Origin of the sequence: Kumtagia ephedrae, assembly GCF_003012745.1 — a bacterium.
GTDB classification, from domain to species: domain Bacteria; phylum Pseudomonadota; class Alphaproteobacteria; order Rhizobiales; family Rhizobiaceae; genus Kumtagia; species Kumtagia ephedrae.
Map to the genome: position 1 here is coordinate 1 of NZ_PXYK01000045.1, position 16635 is coordinate 16635.

Here is a 16635-nt window from a genome sequence, read left to right on the forward strand (position 1 = left end):
GGCAGGACAGAGGGGGGTGCTGTCCCGCCGACCTGTCCACCGTGGCGCGCACCGCCCTCACCGCCTCACCTCCCACGTGGTGACGCGCTCGCCGGTGTTCGGGTCCTTGCCATCCTTGAGCTGGATGCCCTCGACCAGAAGCTCGTCGCGGATGCGGTCGGCCTCCTCCCAGTTCTTGTCGCGGATGAAAGCGAGGCGGCTGTTGCGCATTTTGTTCAACGTTGAAAAGTCGTAGCCCCGTTCCTTCAGATTGCGATAGTCCAATAACGTCGTACCCTTTGCGAACGATCGCAAACCTTGCACTAGCGAAAGGGCCTCATCGCCGCGCCTTTGAAGATTGCCAGCAATCAATTCCAACTCGATGTCTCCCGCCAATGACGAATTGCTATCGAGAAGTTCATCGACAGACAGAGTCGAAATTGGAGCAGGAGTGTAAAGCTGAAATTTAAGAGAGAAGGATTGCGTGAAGAGTCCGAGGAGCCTCAGTGAACCCAATAATCGCCTGCCGGAATGAACGTCGTCTGTGGCGGCAGCGCGCAACTCATGCAGTCGTCCAATTGCGCTAGGAATATTCAGGTCATCTCGTAAGAAACCAACGAACTCTGGATCTATTTCTGGCTGAGAGACATATTCTCTAGCAATACCGGCAAATGACCGCCAGAGTTTCTCAGCCTCCTCCAGCCGCCTCACACTAAAATCGATCGGCTCGCGATAATGCGTCATCAGCATCGCCAGCCGCAGCACCTCGCCCGGCCACTTCCGCCCCCCGAACTTCTCCGTATGCAGCAGTTCGAAAATCGTGACGAAATTGCCCTCGCTTTTCGACATTTTCCGGCCTTCCACCTGCAGAAAACCGTTGTGCAGCCAGTAATTGGCCATCACGTCGGTATCGTGGGCGCAGCGCGACTGGGCGATCTCGTTCTCGTGGTGGGGGAAGATCAGGTCGAGGCCGCCGCCGTGGATGTCGAAAACCTCGCCGAGATAGGCGGCCGACATGGCCGAGCATTCGATGTGCCAGCCGGGGCGGCCGCGGCCCCACGGCGAGTTCCAGCCCGGCTCCTCGGGGGAGGAGAGCTTCCAGAGAACGAAGTCGCCGGGGTTCTTCTTGTGCGCGTCGACGGCGACGCGGGCGCCGGCCTGCTGCTCGTCGAGCGGGCGTTTCGACAACTGCCCGTAATCCGGCATCGAGCCGGTGTCGAACAAGACTTCGCCTTTGGCTTCATAGGCATGGCCGCGTTCGATGAGGCGCTGAATCAGGGAGATCATGTCGGCGCGCCCGTCGGCGCGCGGCTCGACGAACTCGGTGGCGCGCGGCTCGTGCGTCGGCGCAAGGCAGCCGAGCGCCCTGACGTCCTCGTGGAACTGGGTGGCGGTCTTTTCGGTGACGCGGCGGATCGCCTCGTTGAGCGAGAGCCGCCCGGCGGCGATCTCGCCGCCGAAGTCGCGCAAGGCCCGGTCGTTGATCTTGTCGTCGACGTCGGTGATGTTGCGGACATAGGTGACGTGGTTTTCGCCATAGAGATGGCGCAGCATGCGGAACAGCACGTCGAAGACGATGACCGGCCGGGCATTGCCGATATGGGCGAAGTCGTAGACGGTCGGCCCGCACACATACATGCGCACGTTCTTGGGGTCGATCGGGACGAAATCCTCCTTCGCCCGCGTCAGCGTGTTGGTGAGCCGCAAACCCTTGCCGTCCGTCATCGTCCGTCCCGATCCGTTTTCAAGGAGCTCCGCCGGACGGCGCAAGCTCCAGCCTGCTGGCCGGGACGGTTTTCGTGTCGGAGAAGGATGAGCGAAAACGACCGGACCAGCGACAGCGCTAGCCGATAATGCAGATGCCGCAAATGGCGATCGTCGTTTTCATGGTCCGCCTTATGGCGCCGCGCCGGCGTTTTCGTCAAGCACCTGATCGCGAAATGCGACAGGCCGCGCGCGAATGTTACGACATCGCCGCACGAGCGGCACCTTTTCGTTGCATTCTCCGGCTAAATTAAAAGCTGGGCAGAACGCGGCCGGAGGCGGTCGTGTCGGGAAAGCCACACCGACAAGCTTTCCTTAAGCATGCCTATACATAATCGTTCGAATTGTCGGAGAATGTAGGAGTGCCGGCCACGGATTCGTCAAAATCGACACCCACGTGACCGGCAGCAGGACCTACCCAAGGGAAGAGTAAAATGTCCATCCTCAAGAGCGAAGCCGAACGGGCCCGCGCTCAATATGCAAGCCTCGTCAAGCACTACCGTGCGATCGGCCCTGCGGCCATCGCGGCGGCGGTCGCCGCGGCGAAGAAGCGGAAGCCCGCAAAGCCGGCCAAGGCCTGAAGCACGGCCGAGGACGCCTCCCCGCCAAAGGGCGAGGCCGACGGGCGATCCTGAACGCGGCCGCGGGCCGGGGGATCGCAAAGCTGAGAAACCATTGACCGGTTGCCAGCCGCCTGCTCAGCGGGCGGTGGTTTGATGCACGCCGCCGACGACAGATCCCAGCGCCATGGCGCCGATCACAACAGGCTGAGCTGGCCATCGTCGGGCGGCAGCCTGCGCCTGGGCTCCGCGGCGGCGACCGTCTCGACGGCGGCGACACGCGCCTGGATCTCCGGGCCGGTGTTGGCGACCTTGTTGACGAGATCGGACACCGGGATCGCCTCGAACAGGCCCGGCTCGGCCGGCCGCATGATGTCGGCGACGTCGCGCGGCTCCAGCCGGCGGCAGTCGAGCCAGCGCGAAAAATCCTCGGGCCGCACCACCACCGGCATGCGGTTGTGGATCGACGCAATGTCCGGGCTGGCTTCGGTGGTGAGAATGGCACCGGTGTCGATCTCCGAGCCGTTCGGGTCGGCATAGGTCTCCATCAGGCCGGCGAAGGCGACAAGCCCGCCCTGTCGCGGCTTGAGGAAATAGGGCTGCCTGGTGCGGCCGACGGTCCTCCATTCGTAGAAGCCGGTCGCGGGAACGAGGGCGCGGCGGTGCCGCAGCGGCACCTTGAACGCCGCCCGCTCGCCCGCCGTCTCGGCGCGCGCGTTGATCAGCAGCGGCAGGCTTTTCGGATCCTTCGCCCAGCGGGGGATGAGTCCCCAGCGCACCAGCAGCGCCCTCCGGTCCGGCAGGTTCGAGCCCGGGTCGCGCGGCGGACCGGCGATCGCCATCAGGATCGGCTGCGTCGGCGCGACGTTGTAGCGCGGCGGGAACGCCTCCATGTCCATCAGCGCCAGGAACAGCGCGACCTGGTCCGGCGTCGCCGTCAGCGTGAACCGTCCGCACATGCCGCCTTCCCTCACCTTGTCCTGTCCGAAGCCCGGCGAAGGAACCGGGCAGCTGAACCGCGCATGCGGGCCATGCGGGAAACCGGTCCCGATTCGCGTCGCCATGCGCTAACAGTGTGGCGATGCGGGACGACGGCCGCAACCGCCGCGGTCATGAGTCCCGCCGGACCGCACAGGAGGACCGCCCACATGAGCGAAGCCGCTCCCATTCCAGCCGTGTCGGTGGCGCTGGTGCGCGGCGACCGCGTGCTCCTTGTCAAGCGCGGGCTGGCGCCGTCACGCGGGCTCTATGCCTTTCCCGGCGGGCGCGTCGAGGCCGGCGAAACGCTGGAGCAGGCGGCGCGGCGCGAACTGTTCGAGGAGACCGGCCTGCAGGCCGGCCCGCTCACCCCCGTCGCCGACCTGGTAGTGGGCGGCGCCAACGGCGACGCGCCCGTTCTCTACCGGCTGCAGGTGTTTTCAGCGCCGCATGTCGGCGGCGAGCCGGTGAGCGCCGACGATGCCGAGGAAGCCGCCTTCTTCACCCTCGAGGAATTGCGGGCGCTGCCGCTCACCGGCTCGATCGAGGAGATCGCGGAGCGCCTGCTGGTGCTCCGCTGAGCCGTGCGCAAGCGCCCTCTTCGCCTTCCCCTCGCCAAAATGATCTGCCAGAGTTTGCGCATGGGACGGGTCACAGCGGCAGCAATCGCCTTGTCGGCGGTCGTTTTCACGGCCGCGTCCTTTCCGGCACGCGCGGCGGACGGACCGTTCGAGGGCGGCCTGCTGCGCCTCTCCGAAATCCTCGGATCGCTGCATTTCCTGCGCAACCTGTGCGGCGAGAGCGGCGACACCTGGCGTTCCGAGATGGAAAAGCTGCTGGCGACGGAAAATCCCGATGCGGCGCGCCGCGCCCGCTTCATCGCCAGCTTCAACCGCGGCTACCGGTCCTTCGAGGGCACCTACACGAGCTGCACGGCCTCGGCGACGGAGGCGATCGGCCGCTACATGAAGGAAGGCGAGGAACTGACGCGCGAGATCGCGACGCGCTATGGCAGTTAGGACGCTGTTAACTTTTCCGGCAATGCGGGCGTGCAGTGCTGGGCAAGTGTGGTAGAAACCCTTAACGGGACATTAAAAATTTGAATCAACTTGGCCGTGCACGGTCGCGATTCAAGAGTGATGCGAAGGGTGCGGATGTGAGTATCGAACAGAACGCGAGTGACATCGACGCCTTGGTGCGCGAGGAGAAGCGCCTCACTGCCGTCGAATGCCACACGGAGGCCTGGGCGGAAGGACTTTCGGCCGGGATCGAGGCCGACATCATCGCCGAAGCCGCCCTGGCCACCGCGCTCGGCGAGATCTTTCGCAGCAATGGCGAAGAGGTCGCCCTCTCGCTTCTCGACAAAATGCGCGAAAAGTTGATCGCTGGAGAGTTCGCTCCCTCCCAATCGCGACATTGAGTCGCCCCGAAAGCCGGCAATCCATGGTATGAGGCTGGCCGGAATCGCGGCGCGGGGCCGCGTTCGCGGAGAAGTTGGAATGAGCATCAAGACGCCCGCGCAACTGCGTTCCCGAACAAAAAGAGGCATCTTCGAGACCTGCCGGCCGGCCCTGATCGGGCTCGGCCTCGGCATCGTCACCTCACTGGCCGCACAGCCCGCCTTCGCCCTCAGCGAGATCAAGCGCGAGGAACTGCCCGCCCCCGGCGCGTCGCAGCCTGAGGGTGCCGACAAGGCGGTGCCGCTGCCCGATCCGATCGCCCCCTCGACGGAGGCCGAGCCGGACGACGGGACGCCGGCCGAGCCGGGGACGGCGGTCGATCCGGCCGGGCCCGACACCGAGCAGGCGATCGAGCGGCCCGAACCGGACGAGCCGCTGCCGGAAATCCAGTATGACGTTTCCAAGCTGCCGCCGGCCGTCGGCGAATTGCGCGACCAGCTGCTCGCCATCGCCAAGAGCGGCGACATCGAGAAGCTGCGGCCGCTGCTCGGCGCCGGCGACGACATGACCCAGCTTTCGCTGGCCGGTATCGACGGCGATCCGCTCGAATATCTGAAGGGGCTCGCCGGCGACGAGGACGGCCAGGAGATTCTTGCGATCCTGGAGGAGGTGCTTTCGGCCGGCTACGTCCATCTCGACGCCGGTACGGCGGAAGAGCTCTACGTATGGCCGTATTTCTTCGCGATCCCGATCGACAAGCTCACCGGCCCGCAGCGGGTCGAGCTGTTCAAGATCGTCACGGCCGGGGACTATGAGGAGATGAAGGCCTACGGCTCCTACATCTTCTACCGCATCGGCATCACGCCGGCCGGCCGCTGGGCGTTCTTCGTGGCGGGCGAGTAGGCCCGCCGCCTCTTGGCGGCACCGACAAGACCCGCGCGGCGGAACTACTCGATCGGCAGCGCCTCGGAAAACCGCACCGGCCGGCCCCTGCCCGGCGTCACGATCTCGCCTTCCCACATGATCCGCGCACCGCGCACGAACGCGCCGACCGGCCAGCCGGTGACGCGCTTGCCGTCATAGGGCGTCCAGCCTGCCCGCGAGCCGGCCTGGGCGTTGGCGATCGTCTCCGTCCGCTTCAGGTCGACGATGGTGAAATCGGCGTCGTAGCCGGCGGCGATGCGGCCTTTGCCGGCCATGCCGAACAGGCGGTTCGGGCCGTGGCTGGTGAGATCGACGAAACGCTCCAGCGTGAGCCGCCCGGCATTGACGTGGTCGAGCATGATCGGCACCAGCGTCTGCACGCCGGTCATGCCCGACGGCGAGGCCGGATAGGGTTTTGCCTTTTCCTCCAGCGTGTGCGGCGCATGGTCCGAGCCGAGCACGTCGACGACGCCGTCGGCAACGCCGAGCCAGACGCCGTCGCGGTGGCGGGAGGCGCGCACCGGTGGGTTCATCTGGATCAGCGTGCCGAGCCGCTCATAGTCGTCGGCCGTCAGCGTCAGGTGGTGCGGCGTCGCCTCGCAGGTGGCGACGTCCTTGTGATCGCGCAGGAAGGCGATCTCCTCGGCCGTCGAGATGTGCAGCACATGGATGCGGGCCCGGGCCTTGCGCGCCACCGACACCAGCCGCTCGGTGCAGCGAAGCGCTGCGATCTTGTCGCGCCAGACCGGGTGCGAGGCCGGATCGCCCTGCACACGCAGCCCGGCGCGCTCGCGCAGGCGGAACTCGTCCTCGGAATGGAAGGCGGCACGCCGCCGCGTGTTCCTCAGGATCGAGAAGACGCCGCCGTCGTCCTCGACCAGAAGGTCTCCGGTGGACGAGCCCATGAACACTTTTATACCGGCGGCGCCCGGCAGCCGCTCCAGCTCGCCGACGTCGGCGGCATTGTCGCGGGTGCCGCCGACCCAGAAGGCGAAATCGCAATGCATGCGGTTCGTCGCCCGCGCCACCTTGTCGGCCAGCGCCGCCTCGCTGGTGGTCAGCGGGTTGGTGTTGGGCATCTCGAAGACGGTGGTGACGCCGCCCAGCACGGCGGCGCGCGATCCGGTCTCCAGATCCTCCTTGTGCTCCAGGCCGGGCTCGCGGAAATGCACCTGGCTGTCGACCACGCCTGGCAGGATGTGCAGGCCGGTGCAGTCGACCGTCTCGCCGGCTGACGCCCGCGACAGGTCGCCGATCGCGGCGATGCGCCCGCCGGTGACGCCGACGTCGCGCCGGCCGACGCCGTCATGGTTGGCCACCGTGCCGCCTGTCAGGATGAGGTCGTAGGTCGCCGCCATGTCTGTCACCGCACTTGCCCGCTTGTCCGGCCGGGCTTACGTAATGGCCCTGCCGTTTGCAAGCTTCGAGCCCGTCCATGCCCACCGCATTCCTGACCGACCGAGCCCTGGTTTCCGTTAGCGGGCCAGATGCCGAGCATCTCCTGCAGAATGTGATCACCACCGATCTCGACGCGCTGGCGGCGGGCGAGGTCAAACCGGGGGCGCTGCTCGCGCCGCAGGGCAAGATCCTGTTCGACTTCCTGATCTCGCGCGACGGCGCGGGCGGCTTCCTGCTCGATTGCCGCGCCGACATCGCCGACGACCTGGCGCGCCGGCTGAGCCTCTACCGGCTGCGCGCCAAGGCTGAGATCGCCAAGCGCGAACAACCGCTTGTGCAGATCTGGTGGCAGGATGATTCAAGTCCCTCGCAATCCGATTCAACGCCGGCGGAGGGGCTGCGCGACCGGCGCTTCGCCGAGCCGTCGGCGGTCCGGCGCGCCTATCCGCGGCGGCAGGAGGGCGACGGCGACCTCGCCGCCTGGCAGGCCTTCCGCATCGCCAGCGGCATCGCCGAAAGCGGCGTCGACTACGCGCTGGGGGACGCCTTCCCGCACGACGTTCTGCTCGACCAGGTCGGCGGCGTCGGGCTGCGCAAGGGCTGCTATGTCGGCCAGGAGGTGGTGTCGCGCATGCAGCATCGCGGCACGGCGCGGCGGCGCGCACTGATCGTCTCCGCGCTGGGCGAGTTGCCGGCGCCCGGAACAGACATCCTCGCCGGCGGACGGCCGATCGGCTCGCTCGGATCGACGGCCGGTGCCTCGGCGCTCGGCATCGTGCGCATCGACAAGGTGAAGGCGGCCATGGATGCCGGCCAGCCGATCACCGCCGGCGACGCGGTGCTGTCGCTCGCCATACCCGCCTGGGCGACCTTCACCTTCCCGCAGGGCACCGCCGCGGAGGAGGCATGATGGCGGACCGGCGAGGCGCGCCGCCGCGCGCCTGGCAGCGCATGCTGTCGGGCCGCCGGCTCGACCTGCTCGATCCCTCCCCCTTCGACATCGAGATCTCCGACATCGCGCACGGCCTGTCGCGGGTGGCGCGCTGGAACGGCCAGACCGCCGGCGACCACGCCTTCTCGGTGGCGCAGCATTCTTTGCTGGTGGAGACGATCTTCTGCCGGCAGCAGCCCGACGCGAATGCCGACCAGCGGCTCGCGGCGCTGCTGCACGATGCGCCGGAATACGTCATCGGCGACATGATCTCGCCGTTCAAGCTGGTGGTCGGCGGCGACTACAAGGCGGTCGAGGAGCGCCTGCACCGCGCCGTCCATCAACGCTTCTCGCTGCCCCCGCCGGGAACCGGCAGCCTGAAGCAGCAGATCAAGCGCGCCGACCAGGTCGCCGCCTATTTCGAGGCGACCGTCCTCGCCGGCTTCGACACGGCCGAGGCAGCGCGCTATTTCGGCCGACCTGCCGGCATCGCGCTCGCCGCCGAGGATCTCGCGCCGATCTCAGTAAAGCATGTCCAGCGCCTGTTCATGCGCCGCTTCGATGAACTGGAGAAGTCGCGTCTACCCGAAGGCGCGAAATCTTCGGTGAAAAGCAAAGCCGTCTGAACATTCCATCTTGCGCAAGCTTTCGGATTGCGACAAATTCATTGAACCTTCGGGTGGAAACGCGAACAACAAGAAAAAGATCGGCAGGGCGTGCGGGCGGGCTCACTGCATATCCTGGGCATGTGCTGCGCACTCTATGTCGCTGTCGTCGCAGCATTTGTTCCAAAAGACTTTGCCATCGTCTTGTGGCAGCACGTCATTGTCTTTGCCATTTCGCTGCCGATCATCGCCGCGGTGACGATCGGCGTCGCTGCGTTTCTCGAGAACCCTGCTGCGCCGCTCAGCGGCGCCAGGAAGATATTTGGCACCTTTCAGCTCGGCGCGGCGGCCAAGATCGTTCTGGTGTTCCTGCTCGGCGTGGTCGCCTACAACACGTTCAAGTTCAACATACCCCGGCTGATCCCCTTCTACGCCGATCCGTTTTTTGCCAATCTGGACGACCTCCTGCACGGGCAGCAGCCGTGGCGGCTGCTGCACAAGCTGCCGCGCGGGCTGACATCCGGCATCGTCGATTTCTTCTACTCCGTCGTCTGGTTCGGCCAATGGTTCGGCATCCTGCTCTATGTCGCGCTGTGGAACGGCGGCGCGCGCAAGGAGCGCTATTTGTGGGCACTGGCGTTGACCACGCTGGTCGTCGGCACCGCGATGGCGACGGCGCTGTCCTCGGTCGGCCCGATCTTCTACGACCGGTTCTACGGCGGCTACCGCTTCGACCATCTCGCCGACACGCTGGAAGCCGACGGCCCGCTGTCGGTGAAGCGGTTCGCCGCCTATCTGATCGAGACCTATGACGGGCGGGCCGCCAGCTTCGGCAGCGGCATCTCGGCAATGCCTTCGATGCACATCGCCATCGCCACGCTCAACGCACTCTTCCTCGCCGGCTTCCAGCGCTCGCTGGCGATCGCCGGCTGGACGTTCCTCGCCATCATGCAGTTCGGCTCGGTCTATACCGGCTGGCACTATGCGGTGGACGGCTATGTTTCCATGCTGGTGGTGGGCCTGATTTGGTGGTTGACCGGCCGCTACTTCCTGTCGGCTGAACCGCTCGTCAGGCCGGTCAAGGTCCGAGCCCGAACCGCCGTCCGGATGGCGGTGCGCAAGCAGACCCGCAGGCCGGAAGGATCGGCGACGTAAGCCGGCGCCAGGGTTTTTTTCAGCGGTCCGCCCGATTCCGCCGGCTCAAGCGACACGGCACCCCGACTCAAGCCGGCGGCGGCAGGCTCCTGTCGGCCTTGCATTTCGACAGCGGAAGGATCTTGCCGGCGAAGACCCGGGTGATGCGCTGGTCCTCCGCATCGGTCTCGACCGTCATGCATGCGCAGCCATAGCCATGCCCCGAACCCGGAACGTTGGTCTCGATGAACTGCTTTGAATCGAAGTCGGGAGCGTTGTCGACGCCCCGGGCGTCCGGCCCTTCCGCCTCGCCCTGCGAGGTGATCGTCCAGGTCGCATCCTTGTCGACCAGCCACAGATTGCCGGGCGTCGGGTTGACATACCATCCGCAGCGCCGTTCGGCCGCATACGCGGCCGTCGCGGCCAGGCCGACGGCCATCGCGCAGGCAGCCAGGAGGATCGTCGAGCCGTGTCTCAAGTGCCTTCCTCCGCACGGTACATCTCATGGTAGCAGAAGGTTCGGCCAGAAGAAGCCCCCTGCGGCAGCGGAATGCCGGCGCCGCAGGAGGTGGCGCACCGCTCGCCGGCTCAGACGAAGTCGTCGCCGGTGGCGTAGCCGGAGCGGCCCAGCGCCGCCGTGATGTCGTCCAGCGACACTTCCTGGCCGTCGAACTTCAGCGTCTCGACGCCCGACACCAGCAGGTCGGTGCCTTCGGTGCGGTCGCCACGGGCGTGGATGACCTCGATGCCGGCGTCGGTGCGGCGGAAGTTGAACTCGTCGAGGTTGTTCAGCCAGAGCGCCGTGTCGTCGCCCTCGCCGCCCCACAGCCGGTCATGGCCGGTGCCGCCGAACAGCGTGTCGTCGTCGGCGCCGGCGCTCAGCAGGTCGCTGCCGCTGCCGCCGCTGAGATAGTCGTCGCCGTTCTCGCCATAGATGCGGTCGTTGCCGGAACCGCCCCAGGCGCGGTCGTTGTCGACGCCGAGATAGATCAGGTCCGAGCCGCTGCCGCCATAGGCGTCGTCATTGCCCTCGCCTGCGCGGATCGTGTCGGTGCCGGCCCCGCCATCGAGGCGGTCGTTGCCATCGTCGCCGGAGATGATGTCGTTGCCGATGCCGCCGGTGATGTTGTCGTTGCCGTCGCCGCCGTACAGCGTGTCGTTCCCGTCGCCGCCGTCGAGACGGTCGTTGCCCTCGCCGCCATAGACGCGGTCGATGCCGTCGCCGCCGAAGACGAAGTCGTTGCCGGCGTCGCCATAGAGGACGTCGTCGCCGGCCTCGCCGTAGATGCGGTCGTCCTCGCCGCCGCCGCGGATGGTGTCGCGGCCATTGCCGCCATAGAGGCGGTCGCCTCCGGCCTCGCCATAGATCAGGTCGTTGCCGTCGCGGCCGTAGATCAGGTCGTCGCCGCTGCGGCCGTAAAGCTTGTCCGCAGCCGAGGTGCCGGTGATGCGGTTCGCGTCGTCATTGCCGATGATGGTCGCCATTGTCGTCTCTCCGTTGGGAACGGGGACCGGCTGATGTGGTCACCGTCTTGCGGTGGGAGAAACGGGAGGTGCCGGGCCTTATTCCCGGCAGGCTCGAAAATTCGAAAAGGGCGCCTGCGCGCCTCTACCGCCCCTGCCGATCGAGCCGGTCGAGGAACCATTGTGTAAGCCGCACCCAGACCTCGTCCTTCTCGCCGGTGTCCTCGCAGCCATGGTCGAGATTGGGATTGTCGTTGACCTCGATGACGAAGACGCCGTCCTTCGTCTCCTTGAGGTCGACGCCGTAGAGGCCGTCGCCGATGCAGCGCGCCGCCTTCACCGCCGTCTCGACCACATGCGGCGGCGCCTCCTTCAGCGTGAAGGTTTTGATGCCTCCCTGGTCCGGCTTGCCGTTGGCCTTGTGGTTGACGATCTGCCAGTGGTGCCGCGCCATCAGATAGTGGACGGCGAAGAGCGGCTGGCCGCCGAGCACGCCGACCCGCCAGTCATAATCGGTCGGGATGAATTTCTGCGCGATCAGCAGATCGGACTCCTCCAGCCAGGCCTCGGCCAGCGTCTTCAGCTCCTCGAAGGTCGACGCCTTCTTGACGCCGCGCGAGAACGAGCTGTCGGGGATCTTCAGCACCAGCGGGAAGCCGAGCGTGTCGGCGGCGAGCTGCAGGTCGGCCGGGCCGGCGATCATCACGGTCGGCGGCACCGGGATCTTGTTGAAGGCCATCAATTCGTTGAGATAGACCTTGTTGGTGCAGCGGATCATCGACAGCGGGTCGTCGATGACCGGCATGCCCTCCTGCTGGGCTCGGCGGGCGAAGCGGTAGGTGTGGTTGGAGATCGCCGTCGTCTCGCGGATGAACAACGCGTCGTAGTTGGCGAGCTTGGCGAGGTCGCGCCGGGTGATCGGCTCGACCTCGACGCCCATCTTGTCGGCGATGCGCGCCCAATGCCGCAGCGAGCCGATCTCCGACGGCGGCAGCTCTTCGTGCGGGTCGACCAGCGTCGCGAAACTGTAGCGCGCAGGGGTGCGCGTGCGCGAATCGCGCCATTCGCGGCCCGTATAGGTCTCGAGGCCGGCGAGGAAGCGCGGCTTGTCCTCCGGCGCCAGCCGCGCCAGCGAGTGCAGCCCGATCTTGTGGATCGACGCCCATTGCTGGCTGTCCTTGATCGTCACCTCCAGCGCCGGCGCGCGGAACCAGTCGAACAGGAGCTTGGCGAAACGGTCCCACGCCTTGGAAGGACCTATGCCGAAGAAAATCAAGACCTTGGCCGGAAAGGCGCCGCCGAGGTCCTTGCGGCACTTGTTGAGTGCCGTCTCCAACTCCGGCAGCGCGTTCTCGTAGAGCTTGCGCTCCGACAGGTCGATCATCGTCTCCACCGTCGGGATGACCTTGTGGCCGCGCGAGCCGGCGAGCAGCGAGGCATAGTAGCCGCGGCTCTGATAGGCGTATGTGTTGGACAGGTTGATGACCTTCGGCCGCTGACCGCGGAACAGCGCGGGATGCGCGAGGTAGTCGCGGTTGGTGATGATCTTGTGCGGCGTGTCGATCTGTTCGAGATCGCTGTTGCGGCCAGTCAGAATGACCCAGCTCATCGAGAATCCCATTTGCCAAGGCGTTGCGGATTGATGCGGCGAGGCGGCACGGTGGCCTCAGGCGGGCGGCGGCGCGCTCGCCCCCGGCGGCGCAGGCGATGCATGCGCCACCTCCGCCAGCGGCTTTTCGAAGCGCAGCGCCGGCGCGCCGTCGGCATAGTAGCCGTCGATGCGGCCGAAGGGCCGGTAGCCGGAGGCTTCGTAGAGGCGGACGGCGCGAAGATTGTCCTCGCGCACCTCCAGCCGCAGCGTCGCCGCGCCACCCGCGGCGGCGGCTCGCTCGGCGGCGGCGAGCAGCGGCCGGCCGACGCCGGAACGGCCGGGCGCCGCCGCGATCGAATAGAGCCGCGCCCTGCGGCTGCCGGCCCTGGACAGCACGACGCAGCAGCCGACCACCCTGCCCGCCTCCTCGGCGACGAGCACTTCGGCACTACGGCTGGCGATCAGCCCGCGGAACGCCCGGCGCGAGATACGGTCCTCAGCGAAGACGGCGTCCTCCACCGCCACGAGGGCGTCGAGATCGGACGCGCGGGCCGGGCGGATGTCGAGGGTCATTGCGGTCGGGGAAACCTCTGCGGCGAGAGAAGCGGACACGGCGCACCCTGCAGAGTCATAAACCGACGCGGCATCGTGCGCGAAATCGCACCGCGATTCGGGCCGAATTGTGACTGGCCCGGATGCCTCCGGCCTTGCCCTGGCCGAAGGCCGGCAGGATCAGCCAGCCAGCCCTTCCTTGATCTGGCGCCAGGCGCTGCCGACCACCTCGTCGCGCCGCCCTTCCGGCAGGGAGCTGACGATGGCGCAGCCGAAACCCTGGTCCAGCCACCAGATGGCGACCGGCCCCGTCTCTCCGGCGGCATAGGTGCCCCTGGCCTTCTCCCTGCCTTCGGCCATCATGTAGATCGACACCTGCTCGCCGGCCTTGTTACGGTAGACCAGAAGCGCCGCCGCCTTGTGCCCGGCCGGCAGGATGCGGCCGCCAAGAAGCTCGAAGCCCTGCGCCGTGAGGTCGGGCGCGACCAGCCGCAACCCCGTCCGCTTGGACAGCCAGTCCTGGAGATAGTCCCTGTCGCCGCCCGCCACCTCGACGGCATGCGCCGGATCGGCGGCATAGGTCGCATAGGCCGCGATCGCATCGTCGGCGAGCCGTTCGCCCTCCCCCTCCCCGCCGAGCGGCAGGCCGCCGGCCAGATAGCCGGCAAGCGCCCCGGCGACGAAGACGGCAGCCGCAGCCGCAGCATTGCGCCACCAGACGGCGCGTGGCGGCTCGCTCGCGCGCTCCTTTACGACGGCCGTCAGACGCTCGGGCAGCGGCTCCTCGGCCACGCCGGCCACCGCCGCGCGCAGCAGGCCCACATCGTCGGCCAGGCGGGCGGCGCGCGCCTTGCGCTCCGGATTGGCCTCGAGCCAGGCCTCGTAGGCGGGACGCTCGTCCTTCGGCAGTTCGCCGTCCAGCGCCAGGTGGATGTCGCGCTCGGTAAAATCGCGGTCGCTCATCGGTCCACCACCCGGATCGAGCGTCGGCGCGCGCCGTCTTCGAGCAAGGCGCGCAGGTCGTCGCGTCCGCGGGCGATGCGCGACATCAGCGTGCCGGCGGGAACGCCGAGGATGACGGAGGCCTCGGCGTAGGAAAAACCTTCGACCGACACCATCAGGATGGCGGCGCGCCGCTCCGGGCTGATCGCCTGCAATGCCTGCAGCACCTCGCGGGAGGCGGCGTCCTCGGTCTGGTCGGCGGCAACCGACATCGCCTCATGGCCGTCGAGCGGCAGCATGGCGGCCTCGCCGCGCCGCTTCTCCCTGCGCATCTGATCGACGAAGAGGTGATGCATGATCGTGAACAGCCATTTGCGCGGGCTTTCGCCGGTGCGCCAGTTATCCAGATGGCCGAGCGCCCGCTCCAGGCAGTCCTGGACGAGATCGTCGGCGCGGTCGGCATCGCGCAGCAGCGCGCGCGCATAACGGCGCAGCCGCGGGATCTCTTCCAGGATCGCTCTCCGCCTGTCGTCCATGCGCGACGCTCGCACCGCCCCCTCTTTCCGACTTCAACCGATTTCGCTCTGTCGGACAAGCCCTCGGCGACGGAGGCCGGGCCGCTCGTTGCCTGCCACAAGAACGCCGGCAAAGGGCAAATTCTTCCCAATCCATCAATGAAACTGAACGGTACGTCTACGCAATTCATTTCGGCCGGCATGGCCGGTCGGATAGGATGCCGCGCATCACAGGAGGCAGGCAATGGCATCGGCGAGCAGCACGGCGGGGGCGCGGCCGTTTCCCTGGGCAATCATCGTCTGCGGCTGCCTGATCGCGGCGCTGACCTTCGGGCCGCGTTCGGCCATGGGCTTCTTCCAGTTGCCGATGCTTGCCGAAAAGGGCTGGGACCGCACCACTTTCGGCCTCGCCATGGCGATCCAGAACCTGTTCTGGGGCCTCGGCCTGCCTGTCTTCGGCGCAGTCGCCGACCGCTACGGCACCTGGCGGGTGCTGGCGCTGGGCGGCATCCTCTACGCGGCCGGCCTCCTCCTGATGGCGACGGCGGATTCGCCGACCATGCTGCACATCGGCGGCGGTGTGCTGGTCGGGCTCGGCGTGGCGGCCGGGTCCTTCTCGATCGTGCTCGCCGCCTTCGCCCGCCACACCCCGCCAGAGAAACGCTCGCTGGTGTTCGGCATCGGTACGGCCGCCGGCTCGGCCGGCATGTTCCTGTTCGCGCCGATCAGCCAGGGCATGATCGACGCCTTCGGCTGGTCGCAAACGCTGGTCTACATGGCGATCGCCATGCTTGTGATCCCCGTGCTCGCGGCGCCGCTCGCCGGCAACTCGCACGGCAGCGCCCAGCAGGCGCAGGCGGCGTTCCAGCAGACCGTCGGCCAGGCGCTGCGCGAGGCGCTCGGCCATTCGAGCTACGTGCTGCTGGTGTCCGGCTTCTTCGTCTGCGGCTTCCAGGTCGCCTTCATCACCGCGCATTTCCCCGCCTATATCGGCGACATCGGCATCTCGGCGAGCTACGCCGTGATCGCGCTGGCGCTGATCGGCTTCTTCAACATCATCGGCTCGCTCGCCTCCGGCGTCATCGGCCAGCATTATCCCAAGCCGATCTTCCTGGCACTGATCTATATCGCCCGCTCGGTGGCGGTGACCGCCTTCCTGCTCTTGCCGCAGACGCCCGCCAGCGTCATCGTGTTCGCCATCGTGATGGGCCTGCTCTGGCTCTCGACCGTGCCGCCGACCAACGCGCTGGTCGCCATCATGTTCGGCACGCGCCATCTCGGCTTGCTGGGCGGCGTGGTGTTCCTGTCGCACCAGGTCGGCTCGTTCCTCGGCGTCTGGCTCGGCGGCTATCTCTACGACCGCTTCGGCACCTACGATCCGGTGTGGTGGCTTGGCGTGGCGCTCGGCATCTTCGCCGCGATCGTGCACTGGCCGATCCGCGAGAAGCCGGTGGAGCGGTTGGCGATGGCGCCTGCGGAGTAGGTTTTCTCTCAGGGGACAGTTACTTTGTTTCCGCCCGTGCCAGCCCTCGAGCGGCCGTGCCCTACTGCGGAAAAAAGTAAACTGTCCCCGGCACTTACCTCTCACTCGCCGCGAATTCACATCTGCAGGCATCGCTTTTCGCGGGCGTTTTCTCCCCTTCCCTTCCGCTTCCACTATACTTGCACTCGAAAGCCGCTCCCTGCGGGAACTTGGTGCGCACCGGGTATCAGGAGGGAGCGTCGGCGCCGGGTCGGTCGTGCAATCGGTAGCGCGGCTGGCGTGAGCTGGAGACCCGGGCCCCAGCCGCGACACCTGCGCGAATGCAGCGCTAGCGGACGGGCAAGAACGCCGGCGGGGCGCGGGTCACCGCGCCACGTACTTAATTTGAGAGGCTCGGCCCCGCGCCCCGCTTCCC

At 67.1% G+C, this 16635-nt stretch carries 18 protein-coding genes; 9 read left to right on the top strand and 9 right to left on the bottom strand.

Annotation, left to right across the window (positions count from 1 at the left end; translation table 11 throughout):
• Positions 1-57 precede the first annotated feature (57 nt).
• Positions 58-1704 carry a cysteine--tRNA ligase gene (gene cysS, locus C7I84_RS27780; protein ID WP_106775463.1) on the bottom strand — a complete coding sequence of 549 codons (1647 nt, stop codon included), beginning with the start codon at positions 1702-1704 and terminating at the stop codon, positions 58-60.
• Positions 1705-2177: 473 nt separating this feature from the next.
• Here cysS and C7I84_RS27785 point away from each other — a divergent pair, with 473 nt between their 5' ends.
• A complete protein-coding gene (locus C7I84_RS27785) occupies positions 2178-2324 on the top strand; it encodes a transcriptional regulator (RefSeq protein WP_106775464.1) in 147 nt (48 codons plus the stop codon).
• 176 nt (positions 2325-2500) lie between these two features.
• Here the strand turns inward: C7I84_RS27785 and C7I84_RS27790 are convergent, their stop codons facing one another.
• Positions 2501-3262, bottom strand: coding sequence for an SOS response-associated peptidase (locus tag C7I84_RS27790; RefSeq protein WP_106775465.1), 762 nt, complete (start codon positions 3260-3262; stop codon positions 2501-2503).
• A 189-nt stretch (positions 3263-3451) separates the two neighbouring features.
• Between C7I84_RS27790 and C7I84_RS27795 the strand changes: the two genes are divergently transcribed.
• From C7I84_RS27795 to C7I84_RS27810, 4 genes are all read left to right on the top strand, one after another.
• Positions 3452-3862, top strand: coding sequence for an NUDIX hydrolase (locus C7I84_RS27795; RefSeq protein WP_106775466.1), 411 nt, complete (start codon positions 3452-3454; stop codon positions 3860-3862).
• A 60-nt stretch (positions 3863-3922) separates the two neighbouring features.
• Positions 3923-4300, top strand: a complete 378-nt coding sequence (locus tag C7I84_RS27800; RefSeq protein ID WP_106775467.1) for a TIGR02301 family protein — start codon at positions 3923-3925, stop codon at positions 4298-4300.
• 143 nt (positions 4301-4443) lie between these two features.
• On the top strand, positions 4444-4701 hold the full coding sequence (locus tag C7I84_RS27805) for a hypothetical protein (RefSeq protein ID WP_106775491.1): 258 nt from the start codon (positions 4444-4446) through the stop codon (positions 4699-4701).
• Between the two features lie 79 nt (positions 4702-4780).
• Positions 4781-5584, top strand: coding sequence for a hypothetical protein (locus C7I84_RS27810; protein WP_245428643.1), 804 nt, complete (start codon positions 4781-4783; stop codon positions 5582-5584).
• Positions 5585-5628: 44 nt separating this feature from the next.
• Here C7I84_RS27810 and C7I84_RS27815 read toward each other — a convergent pair whose 3' ends face one another.
• Entirely contained in the window at positions 5629-6963 is a 1335-nt protein-coding gene (locus C7I84_RS27815) for a dihydroorotase (RefSeq protein WP_106775468.1), read from the bottom strand.
• A 77-nt stretch (positions 6964-7040) separates the two neighbouring features.
• Here C7I84_RS27815 and ygfZ point away from each other — a divergent pair, with 77 nt between their 5' ends.
• The 3 genes from ygfZ (at position 7041) to C7I84_RS27830 (ending at position 9694) form a co-directional block, all read left to right on the top strand.
• Positions 7041-7913 carry a CAF17-like 4Fe-4S cluster assembly/insertion protein YgfZ gene (ygfZ, locus tag C7I84_RS27820; protein WP_106775469.1) on the top strand — a complete coding sequence of 291 codons (873 nt, stop codon included), beginning with the start codon at positions 7041-7043 and terminating at the stop codon, positions 7911-7913.
• Complete coding sequence (locus C7I84_RS27825) at positions 7910-8560, top strand: HD domain-containing protein (protein ID WP_106775470.1); 651 nt, start codon at positions 7910-7912, stop codon at positions 8558-8560. The genes ygfZ and C7I84_RS27825 overlap by 4 nt, the downstream gene beginning before the upstream one ends.
• 183 nt (positions 8561-8743) lie before the next feature.
• A complete protein-coding gene (locus C7I84_RS27830) occupies positions 8744-9694 on the top strand; it encodes a phosphatase PAP2 family protein (RefSeq protein WP_165816251.1) in 951 nt (316 codons plus the stop codon).
• 67 nt (positions 9695-9761) lie between these two features.
• Here the strand turns inward: C7I84_RS27830 and C7I84_RS27835 are convergent, their stop codons facing one another.
• From C7I84_RS27835 to C7I84_RS27860, 6 genes are all read right to left on the bottom strand, one after another.
• Positions 9762-10151 (bottom strand): DUF4087 domain-containing protein, encoded by a 390-nt coding sequence (locus C7I84_RS27835; RefSeq protein WP_245428644.1) that lies wholly within the window; start codon positions 10149-10151, stop codon positions 9762-9764.
• Positions 10152-10261: 110 nt separating this feature from the next.
• Complete coding sequence (locus C7I84_RS27840) at positions 10262-11158, bottom strand: calcium-binding protein (RefSeq protein ID WP_106775472.1); 897 nt, start codon at positions 11156-11158, stop codon at positions 10262-10264.
• Between the two features lie 124 nt (positions 11159-11282).
• Complete coding sequence (locus C7I84_RS27845; protein WP_106775473.1) at positions 11283-12746, bottom strand: RimK family protein; 1464 nt, start codon at positions 12744-12746, stop codon at positions 11283-11285.
• Positions 12747-12803: 57 nt separating this feature from the next.
• Positions 12804-13301: a GNAT family N-acetyltransferase gene (locus C7I84_RS27850; RefSeq protein WP_106775474.1), complete on the bottom strand. Its 498-nt coding sequence runs from the start codon at positions 13299-13301 to the stop codon at positions 12804-12806.
• A gap of 159 nt (positions 13302-13460) precedes the next feature.
• Entirely contained in the window at positions 13461-14243 is a 783-nt protein-coding gene (locus C7I84_RS27855) for an anti-sigma factor family protein (RefSeq protein WP_106775475.1), read from the bottom strand.
• Positions 14240-14758 carry an RNA polymerase sigma factor gene (locus C7I84_RS27860; protein WP_106775476.1) on the bottom strand — a complete coding sequence of 173 codons (519 nt, stop codon included), beginning with the start codon at positions 14756-14758 and terminating at the stop codon, positions 14240-14242. The genes C7I84_RS27855 and C7I84_RS27860 overlap by 4 nt, the downstream gene beginning before the upstream one ends.
• 223 nt (positions 14759-14981) lie before the next feature.
• Here C7I84_RS27860 and C7I84_RS27865 point away from each other — a divergent pair, with 223 nt between their 5' ends.
• Positions 14982-16220, top strand: coding sequence for an MFS transporter (locus tag C7I84_RS27865; protein ID WP_106775477.1), 1239 nt, complete (start codon positions 14982-14984; stop codon positions 16218-16220).
• Positions 16221-16635 lie beyond the last annotated feature (415 nt).